At 64.3% G+C, this 16,415-nt stretch carries 17 protein-coding genes; 16 read left to right on the top strand and 1 reads right to left on the bottom strand.

All coding sequences use genetic code 11. The annotated features are described in order from the left end of the window. The 13 genes from KBT70_RS06960 to KBT70_RS06900 all read left to right on the top strand — a co-directional run. The coding region (locus tag KBT70_RS06960; RefSeq protein WP_363270228.1) for an extracellular solute-binding protein at positions 1–1,157 on the top strand (1,157 nt) is incomplete at its 5' end. A 71-nt stretch (positions 1,158–1,228) separates the two neighbouring features. After that, positions 1,229–2,164 carry an ABC transporter permease gene (locus KBT70_RS06955; protein ID WP_296630325.1) on the top strand — a complete coding sequence of 312 codons (936 nt, stop codon included), beginning with the start codon at positions 1,229–1,231 and terminating at the stop codon, positions 2,162–2,164. Next, positions 2,161–2,961, top strand: a complete 801-nt coding sequence (locus KBT70_RS06950; protein ID WP_296630322.1) for an ABC transporter permease — start codon at positions 2,161–2,163, stop codon at positions 2,959–2,961. Before KBT70_RS06955 ends, KBT70_RS06950 begins: the two co-directional genes overlap by 4 nt. Continuing rightward, positions 2,958–4,061 (top strand): ABC transporter ATP-binding protein, encoded by a 1,104-nt coding sequence (locus KBT70_RS06945; RefSeq protein WP_296630319.1) that lies wholly within the window; start codon positions 2,958–2,960, stop codon positions 4,059–4,061. Before KBT70_RS06950 ends, KBT70_RS06945 begins: the two co-directional genes overlap by 4 nt. A 43-nt stretch (positions 4,062–4,104) precedes the next feature. After that, on the top strand, positions 4,105–4,809 hold the full coding sequence (locus tag KBT70_RS06940; RefSeq protein WP_296630316.1) for a TetR family transcriptional regulator C-terminal domain-containing protein: 705 nt from the start codon (positions 4,105–4,107) through the stop codon (positions 4,807–4,809). After that, the gene (locus KBT70_RS06935; RefSeq protein ID WP_296630313.1) at positions 4,806–6,872 is read left to right on the top strand and encodes an FAD-dependent oxidoreductase; all 2,067 of its coding nucleotides are present in this window, start codon (positions 4,806–4,808) and stop codon (positions 6,870–6,872) included. Before KBT70_RS06940 ends, KBT70_RS06935 begins: the two co-directional genes overlap by 4 nt. A gap of 20 nt (positions 6,873–6,892) precedes the next feature. Further along, positions 6,893–7,375 (top strand): hypothetical protein, encoded by a 483-nt coding sequence (locus tag KBT70_RS06930; RefSeq protein WP_296630309.1) that lies wholly within the window; start codon positions 6,893–6,895, stop codon positions 7,373–7,375. Next, a complete protein-coding gene (locus tag KBT70_RS06925; protein WP_296630306.1) occupies positions 7,372–7,611 on the top strand; it encodes a hypothetical protein in 240 nt (79 codons plus the stop codon). The genes KBT70_RS06930 and KBT70_RS06925 overlap by 4 nt, the downstream gene beginning before the upstream one ends. Before the next feature lie 156 nt (positions 7,612–7,767). Further along, a complete protein-coding gene (locus KBT70_RS06920) occupies positions 7,768–8,205 on the top strand; it encodes a hypothetical protein (RefSeq protein ID WP_296630301.1) in 438 nt (145 codons plus the stop codon). After that, on the top strand, positions 8,202–8,879 hold the full coding sequence (locus KBT70_RS06915) for a MotA/TolQ/ExbB proton channel family protein (protein ID WP_296630297.1): 678 nt from the start codon (positions 8,202–8,204) through the stop codon (positions 8,877–8,879). The genes KBT70_RS06920 and KBT70_RS06915 overlap by 4 nt, the downstream gene beginning before the upstream one ends. Next, positions 8,872–9,249, top strand: a complete 378-nt coding sequence (locus KBT70_RS06910) for a biopolymer transporter ExbD (RefSeq protein WP_296630294.1) — start codon at positions 8,872–8,874, stop codon at positions 9,247–9,249. Before KBT70_RS06915 ends, KBT70_RS06910 begins: the two co-directional genes overlap by 8 nt. After that, entirely contained in the window at positions 9,246–9,626 is a 381-nt protein-coding gene (locus KBT70_RS06905) for a biopolymer transporter ExbD (protein WP_296630292.1), read from the top strand. The genes KBT70_RS06910 and KBT70_RS06905 overlap by 4 nt, the downstream gene beginning before the upstream one ends. Further along, positions 9,623–10,489, top strand: coding sequence for an energy transducer TonB (locus KBT70_RS06900; protein WP_296630288.1), 867 nt, complete (start codon positions 9,623–9,625; stop codon positions 10,487–10,489). Before KBT70_RS06905 ends, KBT70_RS06900 begins: the two co-directional genes overlap by 4 nt. A gap of 35 nt (positions 10,490–10,524) precedes the next feature. On the opposite strand, the gene KBT70_RS06895 is transcribed toward KBT70_RS06900, so the two are convergent. Then, on the bottom strand, positions 10,525–12,330 hold the full coding sequence (locus tag KBT70_RS06895) for a serine protease (protein WP_296630286.1): 1,806 nt from the start codon (positions 12,328–12,330) through the stop codon (positions 10,525–10,527). A 188-nt stretch (positions 12,331–12,518) separates the two neighbouring features. Between KBT70_RS06895 and KBT70_RS06890 the strand changes: the two genes are divergently transcribed. The 3 genes from KBT70_RS06890 to glyS are packed head-to-tail and all read left to right on the top strand — an operon-like array spanning position 12,519 to position 16,264. Beyond that, positions 12,519–13,448 carry a glycine--tRNA ligase subunit alpha gene (locus KBT70_RS06890; protein WP_296630282.1) on the top strand — a complete coding sequence of 310 codons (930 nt, stop codon included), beginning with the start codon at positions 12,519–12,521 and terminating at the stop codon, positions 13,446–13,448. Beyond that, a complete protein-coding gene (locus KBT70_RS06885) occupies positions 13,448–13,972 on the top strand; it encodes a DUF6446 family protein (RefSeq protein ID WP_296630276.1) in 525 nt (174 codons plus the stop codon). Before KBT70_RS06890 ends, KBT70_RS06885 begins: the two co-directional genes overlap by 1 nt. A gap of 3 nt (positions 13,973–13,975) precedes the next feature. Further along, the gene (gene glyS, locus KBT70_RS06880; protein ID WP_296630273.1) at positions 13,976–16,264 is read left to right on the top strand and encodes a glycine--tRNA ligase subunit beta; all 2,289 of its coding nucleotides are present in this window, start codon (positions 13,976–13,978) and stop codon (positions 16,262–16,264) included. The last annotated feature ends 151 nt before the right edge of the window (positions 16,265–16,415 follow it).

The following is a 16,415-nucleotide window of genomic DNA, read 5'->3' as shown; positions in this document are numbered from 1 at the left end:
GGGCCCGCGCCAACAGGGGAGACTGGGACCACATGGACATTCTGGACCAACTGGGCGCTGTGCGCCAAGGCAAGCTCAGCCGTCGGAAATTCACCAAAGGGTTGCTGGCGGCGGGGGTAGCACTGACCACGGTGCCGCTGCCTGCGCGGCGTGCACGTGCCGCCGAGGGTGATCAGGCCACCTATTTCACCTGGGGGGGCTATGACATCCCCGAACTCTTTGGTCCCTATCAGGAAAAGAACGGCGCGCTGCCGAATTTCGCCATTTTCGGCGGCTCTGAAGAGGCACTGACCAAGATGCGCGGTGGCTTTGTCGTCGATGTCTCGCACCCCTGCAACCAGTCGATGCCGCGCTGGGTGCAGACGGGGCTATTCCAGCCGATTGACACCGGTCGCGTGGCCCATTGGGGCGACGTCATTCCGGAACTTGTCGATCTGCCGGGCAATGATGCCGAGGCGGGCAAGGTCTGGATGGCGCCGTTTGATTGGGGGCAAACCTCTGTCACTTATCGCACAGACCTTGTGGAGTTGGAGGGCGAGGAAAGCTGGGATATCCTCTGGGACGAGCGCTATTCCGGGCGGCTGGGGTCACTGGCCTCGGGCGGGGATGCGTGGTGGTGTGGGGCGATCAAGGCGGGGGTGGATTTCGCCAGCATCGACACGCCCGAAGCCTTTGACAAAATCGCCGCCGTGATGCGGGAACAGCGCCCGCTGATCCGGCTCTATACCGACGACACGACCACGCTGGAACAGGCGCTTTCCGCCGGGGAAATGGTGGCCTCGATGACCTGGAACAGCTCGGCCGTGCTGCTTCAGGCCGAGGGTATTCCGGTCAAGTTCGCCAAGCCCAAGGAGGGCGCGCTGACATGGGTCTGCGGCGTGATGATCCACAAGGACGCGCCCAATCTCGACCGCGCCTATGACGTGATCGACTCGCTGCTCAGCGTCGAGACCGGGCATTTCATGATCAACGACTGGGGCTATGGCCATTCCAACAGCAAGGCGTTCGACAAGTTCGACGAAGAAACGCTGGCGGGGCTGGGCCTGAGCAAAAAGCCGGTCGAGATCCTGCAAGCAGGGCATTTCCAGCAGCCGCAGACGCAGGAATGGGAAACCCAGATGAACGAGCTCTTCGAGCAGATCAAGGCCGGGTTCTAACCCCGCCCGCACCGCCCGTCCGCCCCAGCGGGCGGGCTTTTTGATCCGCGCCCAGAGGAGAGCACGCAGGAATGGCCGAAACCTCTTTGCCGAAACGCCGGACAGCGGACGGGCCGCCGCGCGCCTCCGGCTCTGCTTTCCTGCGCCTTTTGCGCCGCAGCGAGAGCGCGCGCGCCTATCTGATGATGTCGCCAACGCTTCTCATCATGACCTTGGGCATCGTGGTGCCCTTTGGCATCCTGCTGGTGATCAGCCTCTGGACCCGGGCGGGCTTTGGCTTTGACACCACCCTCACGCTCGCCAACTACGCCCGAAGCTGGAACGAGCCGATTTATGGCACGCTGATGCTGCGGTCCTTCTGGATTTCCGGGGTGGCCACGGCGGTCACGGTGCTCTTGTGCTATCCGATGGCCTATTACGTGGCCTTCCATGTCCACAGAAACAAGATGATGTGGATCATCCTGATGACCCTGCCATTCTGGACCAGCTATCTCTTGCGGGTCTTCGCGTGGAAGGTGATCCTCGGGTATGAGGGCGTGATCAATTCCGGGCTGATGTCGGCAGGGTTGATCGAGGCGCCGCTCAGTTTCCTGCTCTATAGCCCCACGGCGGTGATCATCACGCTGGCCCATGCCTGGGCCGCCTTTGCCATCCTGCCGCTCTATGTGTCGCTGGAAAAGATCGACCGCTCGCTCCTCGAGGCCGCGACCGATCTGGGCGATGGGCCGGTTGCGCGGTTCTTTCGCGTGACGCTGCCCTTGTCGATGCCGGGGGTGATCGCGGCCTCGTTCCTGATCTTTATCCCCACCACCGGCGATTACATCACGCCCGCGCTCTTGGGTGGGCCAGATGGGGCGATGATCGGCAATCTCATCCAGTTGCAATTCGGGGCGGTCAACAACTGGCCGATGGGGGCCACGCTGTCGATTGTCCTGATGCTCTGGATTGCGGCCCTGGCGCTGGTCTTTCTCGTCGTCACCCGCAAGGTGCAGGAGCGGATCACATGAGCAGCTATATCAATCGCCCCAACCGGCCGCTGCAACTCTACGCGGTGCTGTTTTTGATCGTGCTTTATGTGCCGGTGCTCTTTATTCCGCTCTTCAGTTTCAACGACTCCATCTATGTCCGCTTTCCGCTGCAGAGCTTTACCGTCAAATGGTATGGCGAGCTTTGGACGCGGGAGCCGGTGTGGAATGCGCTCTGGAACAGCGTCAAGGTGGGGCTGGTGGTCTCGGTCATCTCGACCGTGCTGGGGGTGATGGCGGCGCGCGCGATCACCCGCACCCGGATGCGGGGCAAGGGCGCGCTTGTGACCTTCATCATGATGCCGCTGGTCATTCCCGGCATTATCTTTGGGGTGGCGCTCTTGGTGCTACTCAGCCGGATGGGCGTGCCGCTCTCGCTCTATACGGTGGGTCTTGGGCATCTCATCATCTGCCTGCCCTTTGCCGTGGCCACGCTCTTGCCGCGTTTTGAGGGGTTCGATCCCTCGATCGAAGAGGCCTCGGCCGATCTGGGGGAAAACGGCTGGTGGACCTTTTGGCGCGTGACCTTTCCGATGGTCATGCCGGGGATCGTGGCGAGCCTCTTGTTGACCTTCACCATCTCGTTTGACGAGTTCATCATGGCGTTTTTTCTGACCGGCACCGATCCGACGCTGCCCATGTATATCTGGGGGCAATTGCGCTTTCCCAAGGAATTCCCCTCGGTATTGGCCATGGCGGCGCTGATCCTCTTCGTGTCATTCGCCCTTGTGTTTCTGGCGCAATGGGTCGGGCGCAAAGGGTTGGAGGATCAGGCATGACCCCCGCCGACCGCTTCATTTCGATCCGCAATGTCAGCAAATCCTTTGGTGCCTTTCGGGCCATTGACGAGATTTCCATGGATATCCGTCAGGGCGAGTTCTTTTCGCTGCTCGGGGCCTCGGGCTGTGGCAAGACCACGCTCTTGCGGATGCTGGCGGGGTTCGAATCCCCCACGACGGGCGAGATTTTCATCGACGACCAACCGATGTCGGACGTGCCGCCGCACCATCGCCCGGTCAATATGGTGTTTCAGAGCTATGCGATTTTCCCGCATCTCAACGTGCGCGACAATATCGCCTACGGCCTGCGCAAACAGAAACTGACGCCCGCCCGCCGCGCCGAGATGGTCGAGGACATGCTCGACCTGATCAAGCTGCCGGGCTATGGCAACCGCAAGGCCAACGAGCTTTCGGGGGGTCAGCGCCAACGCATCGCCTTGGCGCGCGCGCTCATCCTGCGGCCCAAGGTGCTGTTGCTCGACGAGCCTCTGGGCGCGCTCGACAAGCAGTTGCGCGAGCAGATGCAGCTAGAGTTGCGCGCCTTGCAGCGGCAGGTCGGCATCACCTTTGTCTTTGTCACCCATGATCAGGAAGAGGCGCTGACCCTCTCGGACCGGATCGCGGTCATGTCCGGGGGCAGGGTGTTGCAGGTAGATACGCCCGCAGCCCTCTACGAGGCACCGCGCACGCGTGAGGTGGCCAGTTTCATCGGCACCATGAATTTCTTTCGCGGCATCGTGCGGCGCAATGGCTCTGGAATGGCGGCCATCGAGGCCGAGGGTCTGGGCACGATCCCGATGCCCACGGCACGGCTAACGAAACCCGAGGGCGCGCCGGTGCAGATCGGCCTCAGGCCTGAGAAATTCAGCCTCTCGCCGGTCAGACCCGACATCGGGCTTGCGGTCGAAGGACGCTTGCGTACGGCGGCCTATATGGGCGAGCGCAGCCAGTATTACCTGAGCCTTCCCGGCAAGGCAGAGCCGGTCGCGGTCTCTGCGCCCAACACCCATCGCCAGAGGGACGCGCAGGATGTGCCAGAGGGTCAGGTGCTCTGGCTCTCGTGGGCACCTGAGGCCATCGTCATTCTCGACACCGACTGATCATAAGGAGAGGGGCAGGCCGCGCAACGGCGCAAACCCCGACATGCCCATGCAAGAGACCGCACCATCGCCCGCCGCCGCCCCCGACAAGCCCCGCCGCACCGAACCCCGGCAGGTCCGGCGCAGGCAGTTGATCGAGGCCACCATCGATTCCATTGCCAGATATGGAATTGCGGGCACCACAATGTCGACGGTCACGGAAATTGCGGGTCTTTCCATCGGGCTGGTCAATTTTCACTTTCAGAGCAAGCAGAACCTGCTGGAGGAAACGCTCAAGTTTCTTGCGCGCGAGCATCATGACCATTGGCGGCGCGCCTATGGCGATGCGGGGCTGAGTGCGCGCGAGAAACTTCTGGCAATCGTGGACTCGCATTTCGATCCCAAGATCTGCACGCCGAGAAAACTCGCGGTCTGGTATGCGTTCTTTGGCGAAGGCGGGCGGCGCACGGTCTATCGTGCGCTGGTGGATGCGCTCGACAATGAACGCTTTGCCCTCTCGAAACGCCTTTGCCGCGACATCGCGCGCGAAGGCGGGTATTCCGGCCCGCCGGTCGATACCATCGCGCATACACTCGAGGGGCTCTATGACGGGCTCTGGCTCAATATCCTGATGTATCCCGACACCTTTGACCGCGACGCGGCGCGGGCCAAGGTTCAGGCCTATCTGGCCCTCGCCTTTCCCCGGCATTTCGAGATGCCGCAGGATGAGGCAACGAATGAGCCGGTCCAGATGGAACGCCGCAGATGAGCCGAGAGCCAAGCCACGACATCCTCTTCGAGCCGGTCCGCATCGGCCCGGTCACGGCCCCCAACCGCTTCTATCAGGTGCCCCACTGCACCGGCATGGGCTGGATGCGCCCGCGCACGCTTGCCGCCATGCGGGGCGTCAAGGCCGAGGGCGGCTGGGGCGTGGTCTGCACCGAGTATAATTCCATCCACCCCACCTCCGATGACCTGCCGCACCCGTCCGCCTCGCTCTGGGACGAGAGCGACGTGCGCGCCCATGCCCTGATGACCGAGGCGGTGCATGAACATGGGGCACTGGCCGGGGCAGAGCTTTGGTATGGCGGCGCGCGCACGCCCAACATGATGACGCGGCTGCCGCCGATGGATCTGGGGTCTGTGCCCAATCTCGCGGGGCATCCCTATCAGACCCGCGCCATGGACAAATCCGATATCCGCCAGTTCCGCCATTGGCACAAACGCGCCGCCCTGCGTGCCCGTGATGCAGGCTTTGACATCGTTTATGTCTATGCCACCCACGGCTATCTGATCTCGAATTTCCTCAATCCGCGCATCAACACGCGGGGTGACGAGTACGGCGGCAGCCTTGAAAACCGGGTGCGGCTGGTGCGCGAACTGATCGCCGAGACCAAGGAGGCGGTCGGCGACCGCTGCGCCGTGGCGGTGCGGTTCGCGGCGGATGAAGAGGTGGGCAGCGACGGGGATCCGCTCTGGGGCGAGCGGCGTGAGATGTTCGCGATGCTGGCCGAATTGCCCGATCTCTGGGATATCAACATCGCCGATTATTCGCTCGAAATGGGCGTGTCGCGCTTTGTCAAGGAAGGTGCCCTCGAACCTTACATGACATGGGTGAAATCGGTAACGTCCAAGCCCGTTGTCACCGTCGGCCGTTTCACCTCGCCCGATACCATGGCCGCTCAGGTGCGGCGCGGCATCGTCGATTTCATCGGGGCCGCGCGCCCGTCGATTGCCGACCCGTTCCTGCCGCGCAAGATTGCCGAGGGGCGGCTTGGGGCGATCCGGGAATGTATCGGCTGCAATATCTGCTATTCCGGCGACAGTCTGGGCGTGCCGATCCGCTGCACGCAAAACCCCACCATGGGCGAGGAATGGCGACGCGGCTGGCATCCCGAACGCATCGCGCCACAGGGCAGCGCGGCGCATGTGCTGATCGTCGGGGCCGGACCGGCGGGGCTGGAGGCGGCACGCGCACTGGGCGCACGCGGCTACCGCGTGACGCTGGCCGAGGCCACGCGCGATCTGGGCGGGCGCGTTCTGCGCGAAGCGTCTTTGCCGGGGATGCGCGAATATATCCGCGTGCGCGACTACCGCGAGCAGGCCTTGCGCGACATGCCCAATGTCGAGATTTTCCGCGAAAGCCGCCTGACGGCGCAGGACGTGCTGGAAGTGGGCGCGGATCACGTGGCCATCGCCACCGGCGCGCACTGGCGCAAGGACGTCTTTGACGGTGAGGTGTTTCAGTCCGTGGCCGAGGGCGCGGCAGAGGCGCATATCCTCACGCCCGAAGATATCATGGCGGGTCGCCTGCCCGATGGGCCGACCGTGGTCTATGACGGCGATGGCTATTACATGGGCGGCGTTCTGGCCGAGCGTCTGCGCGCGGCGGGGCTTGACGTGACCCTGACCACCCCCGACGACAGCCTGTCGCGCTGGGCGGGCAATACCGCCGAACGCTGGCGGGTGCGAAGCCATCTGCAAGGCCTTGGCGTCCGGTTCGAGCCTGCGCGCGAGATTGCGGGCTTTGACGGGCGCGCGGTCGTCCTGCCTTGCGCCTATGGCGGGGCAGAGTTGATCCTGCCTGCCACCCATCTCGTGATGGTCAGCGCGCGGCGTCCCGAGGATGGGCTATACCAAGATCTGCGCGCCTTGGCCGGTCCGCTGCCCTTCACCCTCACGCGCATCGGTGATTGCGAGGCCCCGGCAATCATCGCGGCGGCGGTTCATGCCGGGCATCGCTATGCGCAGGAATTAGACGCTCCGGTTGATCCCGACCTGCCGATGAAACACGACCGGATCGACGTGGGCGCGCCCGGTGGTGCTGGATAGACGAGTGGAGAACAGCCGATATGACCCAACCCGACCAAACCTATCTTGCCAAACTCTTGCTCTATTACGAGGAGGAGATCGAGGGGGAGGCCTATTTTGCGGGCCTCGCCCGTCGCTTTCCCGATCCTGCACAGCACAAGCGCCTGATGCTCTTGGCCGAGGTCGAGCGCCACGCGGCCCAGGGTGTCGCACCGCTCATCGCGCAGTATGCCCTCTCGCCCCGGTCGGTCGAGAGCCTGACCGCAAGCGGTCATGAACAGGCGCGCCGCGCGCCCGCCACATGGGCAGGGCTGGTCGATGAGATGACCCGCACATACCCCGCCTATCTCGCGGCCTTCGAGGCGCTCGAGGCGATGGGGCCAGAGGCGGATCAGCCGCGCCTGCGGTTCCTGACCGAGCATGAGGTGGCCGCTCTCGAATACCTAGCGCTGGAAAATGCCGGTGACACGCAGTCTTATGTGCCGCTTGAGCGCTACCTCGCCTCAACGCCCGCGCCCGCATGACGGCACGCCTGCTGCTCGCGGTCCTGCTCTGCGCGGCCTCTGGTGGTGCCTCCCAAGAGGGGCCTGTTGCGCCGCAAGCGGAATGCGACACCTGTCAGGCCCGCCACCGCGGCCTGCAATCGCTTCAGGCGGCACGGGCAGGGGCCGGGCAGCAAGAGCAGGCGGGCAAGGGCCAGCCGCCGCAGGGCCAACCCGCGCCATCAGGGTCGCAGACTAAAGGCCAGCCCAAAGAGTGACAGGCCTGTCACGGCAAACTTGACTCTTTCAGTCAACTCCGGCAAAACCGCGGCAACCCCCGCGCCAGACCGGCGCGATTCACCTTATCCCGTGCCAGCCCCGTGCCAGCCATGCGGTTCCCATCCCCTCTGACGACAGAGGGAGAGGAGCATTCCATGATGGCATCTCGCCTCTGCATTTTCTGCCTTGCAGCCGCTTTCTTCGGCGGGGCGACCCCGGCGCTGGCGCAAGAGAGCACGGCCCCTGCGCTTGCGCTCACCCTCAACAGCCAAGAGACCACCGAGGCGGGCGGGTGCCGCCTGACTTTCGTGCTGCGCAATGATCTGGGTGCGGCGCTGGAGCGGCTGGTGGCCGAAGCGGTTCTTTTTGACGCGGCGGGGCGGGTGGCCAGCCTGACGCTCTTTGATTTTGGCGCGCTGCCCGAGGGGCGCCCGCGCGTGCGGCAATTTGATCTGGCGGGGCAGGGCTGTGACGGGATCAGCGGCGTGTTGATCAACGGCATCGGCACCTGTGACGGGGCCGGGATAGCCCCCGGTGCCTGTCTGGCGGCGCTGCGCCTCTCGTCGGACACCGGCATCGAGGTGACAGGATGAGCGGGGCCGAAACCATGATCGAGCGGTTTCAGGGGCTGATTGCCATGGGCGGGCCTGTGATTGCGATCAGCGCCGCGCTCTCGGTGGCGACGCTCGCGGTCATTCTCTACAAACTCTGGCAGTTTCGCGCCTCTGGCGTGGGGCGGCACCGTGCGCTGCGCGCGGCGGTGGCCGAATGGGACCGGGGTGCAGCCCCTGCCGCGCGCCAGACGCTTGCAACCTCGCAGAGCTATCTGGCTCCGGTAATGGCCCGCGCCTTTGCCGCCGATCCGCAGGACGGCGCCGCCACGCGGCGGCTGATGGCCGAGGCCGAGGCACGGTTTGCCCGGCTTGAACGCGGTTTTCGCTTTCTCGACATGGTGGCGCAGGTGGCGCCGCTCTTGGGGCTTTTCGGCACGGTGCTGGGCATGATCGAGGCGTTTCAGGCGCTGCAATCCGCCGGATCACAGGTCGATCCGTCGCTCTTGGCGGGGGGGATCTGGGTGGCGCTCTTGACCACCGCCGCGGGTTTGGCGGTGGCGATGCCCGCCTCGGTCGTGCTGTCGTGGTTCGAGGCGCGGATGGCTGAAGAGCGCGCGCTGGCCGATCACGCGCTGAGCGTGGTGCTGGGGCCAGACGGGCAGGGCGCGCCCTTGGTCACGTCACAGGGTCGGGCGGTGCCCGCACATGGCTAGGGCCGGGTTCCAGCGGCGCAAGCTGTCGCTCACCTCGCTCATCGACGTGATTTTCCTCTTGCTTCTCTTCTTCATGCTCTCTTCGACCTTTGCGCAATTTTCCGAGGTGGATCTGGCCACGGCGGGGCAGGGGCAGGCGGTGTCCGAGGCGCGCCCTATTTTCCTGCAATTGCGCGCGGACGAGCTGCGTCTCAACGCGCGCGCGGTGCCGCTCGATGGGTTGGCCGCGGCGATTGCGCCACTGGCCAAGGGCGACAGCCGCGTGCTGGTCAGCACCGCTGCGGGTGTCACAGCGCAGCGTCTGACCGATCTGCTGGTGGCCCTGCGCGGTATCCCGCACCTCTCGGTGCAGGTTCTGGTGCCGTCATGACCGCGAACCGTTCCCGCCGTGAGCCCACGATTGCGCTCATCAACATCGTGTTCCTGATGCTGATCTTCTTCATGGCCGCCGCCACGCTGGCCCCGCCGCTGGAGGGCGATTTGCGGCTGGTGCGCACCGAAGATCTGGAAGGGCGCGCCCCTCCCGATGCGCTGGTGGTCCATGCCGATGGGAGGATGATCTATCGGGGCCTGCCCCAGCCGGATGCCGTCGCCTACGTTGCGGCGCTGCCCGAAGAGGCGCGTGCCACCCTGCGCCTTGTGCCCGATGCCGCCCTTCCCGCGGCGGATTTGCTGCGGCTGGGCGAGGCGCTGCGCCGGGCGGGGGCGGGGCGGGTGGTGATGGTCACGGAACGGGGGCTGCCATGATCCGCGCTTCGCGTTTTGTGTTGTCGGTTTGCGCAGTTACGGCGCTTGGGCTGCATGGCGCGGGGGTGTGGGTCTCTGCCCCGCAGGCGCGCGCGGCGCTCGAAGGTGGGGCTGGTGCAACCGAGGTCATGCTGGGCGCGAGCTTTGCCGATATGGTGGCCGGTGCGGCGCAGCCGGTGTCAGAGGAAACCGTCACACCGACCGTGAGAGCAGAGGACACTCTCCGCCCGACACAGCCCGAGGTCGCAGAGCCATCCGCGCCGCAGCCCGTCATAGAGGCCGCGGACCCCCCACCGCGCGCACTGGCCCCAGCGGTGCAAGCGGCGCTTGCCGCCCCCGCGCCGCCGCCGCAGACCACCGCCCAAGCCAATGCCGAGACGAGACTTCAGGTCTCGCGTCGCCCCATGGCGCGCCCGGCAAATGTCACGGCGCAGGCCACGCCAGACCGCGCACCAGACCGCAAACCAAAGCCCCTGACGCGGGGCAATGCGGGCAGCAACGCGGATCAGACCGCCACCCGCGGCAGTATGACGGGCCACGAGACCGCCTCCGCCGCGCGGCAAGGGCGCGACCGCCCAAGCCAGAGAACGGCTGCGGGCAATGCCGCCGCCAGCACCTATCCCGGTCAGGTGATGCGCCATCTCGCGCGCGTGCCGCGCCCCCGCACCGACACGCGGGGTGTGGCGCTCGTGAAGTTCTCGATTTCTGAGGGGGGGCGTCTGGCCTCGGTGCGCGTCGCGCGTTCCTCGGGCTCGACCCGGCTAGACCGCGCGGCCTTGACCGTGGTCGAACGCGCCGCGCCATTCCCCGCTCCGCCCTCGGGGGCGCAGCGCAGTTTTTCGGTGCAGATCAAGGGCGAGTAGGGCGCAGGCCGATCCCACCCCGCCTCACCCCTTGGTCATTCCCAGCAACTGACCAGAACGGTCAGTTCTCCCGCCTGATCCGTCAGCGCCTCAGCCGACAGGCGATCCTGATCCGAGGTCAGCCGCGGGGTTATGCCACCGCGCGTCAGCAGCTCTTGGAGCGCGCCGTTGGTGGCGGCAAAGCTGACCTCTTCTGGCAGGGCGCGGCCATCTTGTGCCCGTGTCAGCAACATGCCCAACACCGCCCCCCCGGCATCAAGCACCGGACCCCCGGCATCGCCCTCAAGCGCCGTCAGGGCAAGCCGCTTGAGATGCGCCTCGCCGTTCAACCCCTGCAACTCGGCCAATTGGCCAAAGGTGACGGTGGGCGCGCCCAAAAGACCGCCATAGGAATAGCCCGCAACCGCCACATCGCTCAGCAAACGCGGTGTCACCTCTTGAAAGGCCGCCACGCGCAGGGGGGCCAGAGGCAGGCGCGGGCGCAGGATCGCCACGCCCAGTGCGGCATCGCTCAGCACGACTTCGGCCTCATAGCTTTCGTCGATGGTGATCCGCCCACACCCGGCCACCGCCTCGGCGGTGGTCAGCACAGCGCCGCTTGCATCGACATAAAACCCGGAGCGCGCCTGTTTTGGCTTGCGGATTTCCAGACCCGAGATCAGGTCGATATCCTGCGCCCCGCTGCCTTCGGCCGGATCGAGCGTGCCCGGCAACCACTCAAAGCTGTCCTGCATCCGCCCCAAGAGGCGATTGCGACGGGCCTCGTCCCCGGCGGGCCAGACAAGGGTAAAGCCCTTGATCTCGCCATCGCGCAACCAGACCTGCGTGTGCGAAATCTGCAAAGCCCCTTCGCCAATCAGGGTAAAGCTGTCACCCTCAAGACTGCGCGGACCATTCTCGGGCACGATCGCCAGCGTCTGCATGATGTCATAGAGCCCCGTCAGTGTGGTGCGGTCGCCAGTCTGACTGATCAGGAGAACGCGCGCGTCGATGTCGCCTGTCGCGTTGAAATGCGCGAAAGGCGGCTCGTAGCGGTCAAAACCCACCACGGCGGTCGGCAATTCCATGGCGATGCCGGTGGCATTGTCGCGCACCACCTCGAGGCCAAGACCGTCGAACACCGCATTGAACTGGCTCAGCAATTCCGCCCGCTGCCGGGTGGTCAAGACGCCGGTCGCCTCGAACCCGTTCTCGGTCTGCCAACGGGCCATGGCGGCGCGGGTGCCTTGGCCAAAGGCCGCGTCGATGGCCCCGTCATAGACACCGGCCCATTTCATTGCTTCCTGCAACGCGGCGCGGTCTTCGCGGTCGAGCAGGCTCTCACTTTCGCGGGCTTCGCGCAGGGTTTCGTCGGGTTGTTCGGGGATTGGTGCAGGCGCGGGGTCCACCGCGACGACCGGCGGGCTGTCCGGTGTTGCGAGGGCCGGCGCTGAGGTGGCCGGTTCTGAGGTGGTCGGTTCTGAGGTGGCCGGTGCCGTGAGAGCGGGGGCGGCGGGACCCTCCAGCAGATTTGCCCCGATGGGCCAGAACTGTTGCTGGTAATCGCTGCTCTCGGCAATATAGCTGTCGCGCGCGATCACACCCTCGGCGCGGTAGACCTGAAGCACACGCTCTGCCTCTTCGCGCCGGTAGGGCCCAAGGGCGATGGCATACCACCCCCCTCCAAGCGCAAAGCCATTCACATCCGCGAGGGTCGCTGCATAGCGGCGGGTGGCGGTCTGTGCCTCGTTCAGGCTTGGCTGGGCCTCGATCTGAACCCAGACCACTGGTTCCTCTTGCGCGCGCGCCGCAGACAGCGCCATGAAAACCGCAAATATGAACCCCAGTAAGATACGCGCCATAAGTTTCCCTAAATTCTGTCGTGATGACGGTCATTCAGACCTTTTGGGCGTTTTATCAAAATTGCGCGGCGATGCACTCGAAAACTTCGGGGTTTGTGCGCTGTTGCGGGTGCCAAACGCCCGATTGACCCTGCCGCGCCCCCGGCCTAGGTAAGGGCGGCAAATCAGGGGCAGCATTGGGGTCAGGCATGAGCGACAGGACCGACAAACCGCGCAGCTTTCAGGAGATCATCCTGCGGCTTCAGGCCTATTGGGCCGCTCAGGGCTGTGCCATGATGCAGCCCTATGACATGGAAGTGGGGGCTGGCACCTTTCACCCTGCGACCACGCTGCGCTCTTTGGGATCAAAGCCTTGGGCTGCGGCCTATGTGCAGCCCTCGCGCCGCCCCACCGATGGGCGCTATGGCGAAAACCCCAATCGCCTCCAGCATTATTACCAGTATCAGGTGCTGATCAAACCCAGCCCGCCCGATATGCAGGACCTCTACCTTGGCAGCCTGCGCGCCATCGGCTTCGACATGGCGCTGCATGACATCCGCTTTGTCGAGGATGACTGGGAGAGCCCCACACTCGGCGCTTGGGGGCTGGGATGGGAGGTCTGGTGCGACGGCATGGAAGTGTCGCAATTCACTTATTTCCAGCAGGTCGGCGGGCATGATTGCGCGCCGGTGTCGGGCGAGTTGACCTATGGGCTGGAGCGTCTGGCGATGTATGTGCTGGGCATTGATCATGTGATGGACATGCCCTTCAACGATCCCGCTGCGCCAATTCCGCTGACATATGGCGATGTCTTTCGCCAGACCGAGGAAGAATACAGCCGCTGGAATTTCGACGTGGCCAATACGGACGTTCTCTTGCGCCACTTTGAAGAGGCCGAGGCCGAATGTCAGGCCATCCTCGCACAAGAGGCGGTGGACCCCAAGACCGGCAAACGGATCATCATGGCACATCCCGCTTATGATCAATGTATCAAGGCGAGCCATCTCTTCAACTTGCTCGACGCGCGCGGCGTCATATCCGTGACCGAGCGACAGGCCTATATCGGGCGGGTGCGGGCGCTGGCCAAGCAATGCGCCGATGCCTTTGTGCAGACAGAGGCAGGGGGGCAGGCGGCATAATGGGCAAGTTTTTGGCGGGGGCGATTTTGATTTCGGCATTGGTGGCCGGTGCGGCCATGTATTATCTGCAAGTCTATCACTTTTACGAAGAGGTGGCGGCGGATGGCAGCAATGACGTGCTTTTGACCTCCTTGGTCACGGGCGCGCCCGAACCGGTGCTCTACGACGGCTTTACCGCCATTGACGCCAACAGCAGCCCGATCCGCTATCGCGCCTGTTTCACCACCCCGATGAGCCATGCGCTGCTGAGCGAAACCTATGAGATTTACGAGCGCGCAGAGCCGTTAACCGCGCCCGAGTGGTTCGACTGCTACGATGCGCAGGCGATTGGTCTGGCGCTGGAAGAGGGCCGCGCGCTGGCGTTTCTGGGCCAGCGTGACGTGATTTACGGCGTCGACCGCGTGGTCGCCATCACCGAGGACGGGCGCGGCTATGTCTGGCATCAGATCAACCGCTGCGGCGAGGTGGTGTTTGACGGACAGCCCGCGCCCGATGATTGCCCCGAACCGCCCCAAGGATACTGAGCCATGCCTGACCTCTTGATCGAACTCTTCTCCGAGGAAATCCCGGCACGGATGCAGACGAAGGCCGCCGAGGACCTGCGCGCGCGCCTGACCGAGGCGCTGGTTGAGGCTGGCCTGACCTATGCGGGCGCTGCGGCGTTTTCCACGCCCCGGCGGTTGGCGCTGACCGTGCAGGGATTGACCGGCCAAAGCCCGACCACCCGAGAAGAGCGCAAAGGCCCGCGCGTCGATGCGCCCGAACAGGCGATCGAAGGTTTCTTGCGCGGTGCGGGGCTGAGCCGCGATCAGCTTGAAATCCGCGACGAGAAAAAGGGTCAGGTCTATTTCGCCACCATCACCAAGCCCGGTCGCCCGGCGGCCGAGATTGTGGCCGAGGAACTCGACAAGATCATCCGCAATTTCCCGTGGCCCAAGTCGATGCGCTGGGGGGCTGGCTCCTTGCGTTGGGTGCGCCCCCTCCATTCCATCCTCTGCATCCTGACCGATGAGACGGGCGAGGTGACGGTCGTTGATCTCGACGTCGACGGCATCCGCGCGGGCAATACGACCGAGGGGCATCGGTTCATGGGCGCGGGGCGCTTTGCCGTGTCGTCGTTCGACGACTACCGCGCCAAACTGCGCCGCGCGCATGTCATTCTGGAGGCGAATGAGCGCGCCGAACATATCTGGCAAGAGGCCAGCAATCAGGCCTTTGCATCGGGGCTGGAACTGGTCGAGGATCGCGGGCTTCTGGCCGAGGTGGCGGGGCTGGTGGAGTGGCCTGTGGTGCTGATGGGGCGGATTGACGAGGCGTTTCTGGGTCTGCCGCCCGAAGTGTTGCAGACCTCGATGAAAGAGCATCAAAAGTTTTTCTCGGTGAAAAACCCCAAGACGGGCCGGATCGAACGCTTTGTGACAGTCGCCAATGTTGAGACCGCCGATCAGGGCGCGACCATTCTGGCGGGCAACCAAAAGGTGCTGGCGGCACGGCTGTCGGATGCCAAATTCTTTTGGGAAAACGATCTGCGCACCGTTCAGGCCGAGGGGTTGGAGGGGATGGGCGCTGGGCTCGCCCATGTCACCTTTCACAACAAACTGGGCTCTCAGGCCGACCGCATCGCGCGTATCGCAGCCCTCGCGCGTGAAATCGCGCCGCTTGTGGGGGCCGATGCCGATTTGGCGGAACAGGCGGCAAAGGTGGCCAAGGCCGATCTGCAATCCGCCATGGTCGGCGAGTTCCCCGAATTGCAGGGCTTGATGGGGCGCTATTACGCGCAGGCGGCGGGGCTGCCCGCAGAGGTGGCGGCGGCCTGCCAAGAGCATTACTCGCCCCTCGGGCCGGGCGACGCCGTGCCAAGCGCGCCGGTGTCGGTGGCGGTGGCGCTGGCCGACAAGATCGACACGCTGACGGGGTTCTGGGCGATTGACGAGAAACCGACGGGCTCGAAAGACCCCTACGCGCTCAGGCGCGCGGCCTTGGGGGTTATTCGGTTGATGTTGGGGAATGGGGTGAGGGGTTCACTGGTCACCAGTTTCAATTCGGCGATATTCTCCAACATTCTTCAGTTGGGAAACAGTTCTTACATTACCAGCTTGAAAAAGGTCGCTGACTTGGCCCGTGTTAAGGGCATCCCTTTCGACGAACTTTGGGAGCAAATTAGCGAGATGTCCGAAGCAAGTACCGAGGCTCGTGAATTGCTTGATGAGATTGTAAAACCGCAAGATCTAAAGCATGCGACTGAGCTTTTTGAGGGTGACATCCTAGAAGTTGGTCAAACCAACATTGCCCAAGACCTGCTCTCCTTCCTCCACGACCGCCTCAAGGTCCACCTCAAGGAAGAAGGCATCCGCCATGACGTGATCGATGCCTGTCTGGCCATGCCCGGCAATGACGACCTCTCGCTCTTGGTCCACCGCGCCCGCGCGCTCAGTGATTTCCTCAAGACCGACGATGGCGAGAACCTGTTGCAGGGCTTCAAACGCGCCAACAATATCCTCACCCAAGCCGAGGAAAAGGATGGCGTGGAATATTCCTACGGCGCGGATGTGAAATTCGCGGAAACCGAGGAGGAAAAGGCGCTCTTTGCCGCGCTCGAAACCGCCGAGCCTGCAATTGCGAGCGCGCTCAAGGCCGAGGATTTCGCGCGCGCGATGGGGGCGATGGCGGCGCTGCGGGCACCGATTGACGCCTTCTTTACCGCCGTGCAGGTCAATGCCGAGTCTCAGGTGATCCGCCGCAATCGTCTGAACCTGCTGAGCAGCATCCGGCACATTTGTTTGCAAGCGGCAGACCTTGGCCGGATCGAGGGGTAGACCCCCGTCATCCTCGGGCTTGACCCGAGGACCTCTTGCCGCCTGAGATCCTCGGGTCAAGCCCGAGGAGGACGAAAATCACCTGAGATCCTCGGGTCAAGCCCGAGGAGGACGAAAATCGCCTGAGATCCTCGGGGCAAGCCCGAGGATG

Source organism: Roseovarius sp. (genome assembly GCF_018066915.1).
Classification (GTDB): domain Bacteria; phylum Pseudomonadota; class Alphaproteobacteria; order Rhodobacterales; family Rhodobacteraceae; genus Roseovarius.
The sequence above is the reverse complement of the archived record's forward strand: the minus strand, read 5'-3'. Positions and strand labels throughout refer to the sequence as shown.

What these genes read in the sequence shown, in the direction of transcription:
- KBT70_RS06935 (WP_296630313.1), top strand. Translation starts at nt 4,806, where the DNA reads ATGAGCCGAGAGCCAAGCCACGACATCCTCTTCGAGCCGGTCCGCATC.
- KBT70_RS06900 (WP_296630288.1), top strand. Translation starts at nt 9,623, where the DNA reads ATGATCCGCGCTTCGCGTTTTGTGTTGTCGGTTTGCGCAGTTACGGCG.
- KBT70_RS06925 (WP_296630306.1), top strand. Translation starts at nt 7,372, where the DNA reads ATGACGGCACGCCTGCTGCTCGCGGTCCTGCTCTGCGCGGCCTCTGGT.
- KBT70_RS06920 (WP_296630301.1), top strand. Translation starts at nt 7,768, where the DNA reads ATGATGGCATCTCGCCTCTGCATTTTCTGCCTTGCAGCCGCTTTCTTC.
- KBT70_RS06945 (WP_296630319.1), top strand. Translation starts at nt 2,958, where the DNA reads ATGACCCCCGCCGACCGCTTCATTTCGATCCGCAATGTCAGCAAATCC.
- KBT70_RS06955 (WP_296630325.1), top strand. Translation starts at nt 1,229, where the DNA reads ATGGCCGAAACCTCTTTGCCGAAACGCCGGACAGCGGACGGGCCGCCG.
- KBT70_RS06930 (WP_296630309.1), top strand. Translation starts at nt 6,893, where the DNA reads ATGACCCAACCCGACCAAACCTATCTTGCCAAACTCTTGCTCTATTAC.
- KBT70_RS06895 (WP_296630286.1), bottom strand. Translation starts at nt 12,330, where the DNA reads ATGGCGCGTATCTTACTGGGGTTCATATTTGCGGTTTTCATGGCGCTG.
- KBT70_RS06885 (WP_296630276.1), top strand. Translation starts at nt 13,448, where the DNA reads ATGGGCAAGTTTTTGGCGGGGGCGATTTTGATTTCGGCATTGGTGGCC.
- KBT70_RS06910 (WP_296630294.1), top strand. Translation starts at nt 8,872, where the DNA reads ATGGCTAGGGCCGGGTTCCAGCGGCGCAAGCTGTCGCTCACCTCGCTC.
- KBT70_RS06905 (WP_296630292.1), top strand. Translation starts at nt 9,246, where the DNA reads ATGACCGCGAACCGTTCCCGCCGTGAGCCCACGATTGCGCTCATCAAC.
- KBT70_RS06890 (WP_296630282.1), top strand. Translation starts at nt 12,519, where the DNA reads ATGAGCGACAGGACCGACAAACCGCGCAGCTTTCAGGAGATCATCCTG.
- KBT70_RS06915 (WP_296630297.1), top strand. Translation starts at nt 8,202, where the DNA reads ATGAGCGGGGCCGAAACCATGATCGAGCGGTTTCAGGGGCTGATTGCC.
- glyS (WP_296630273.1), top strand. Translation starts at nt 13,976, where the DNA reads ATGCCTGACCTCTTGATCGAACTCTTCTCCGAGGAAATCCCGGCACGG.
- KBT70_RS06940 (WP_296630316.1), top strand. Translation starts at nt 4,105, where the DNA reads ATGCCCATGCAAGAGACCGCACCATCGCCCGCCGCCGCCCCCGACAAG.
- KBT70_RS06950 (WP_296630322.1), top strand. Translation starts at nt 2,161, where the DNA reads ATGAGCAGCTATATCAATCGCCCCAACCGGCCGCTGCAACTCTACGCG.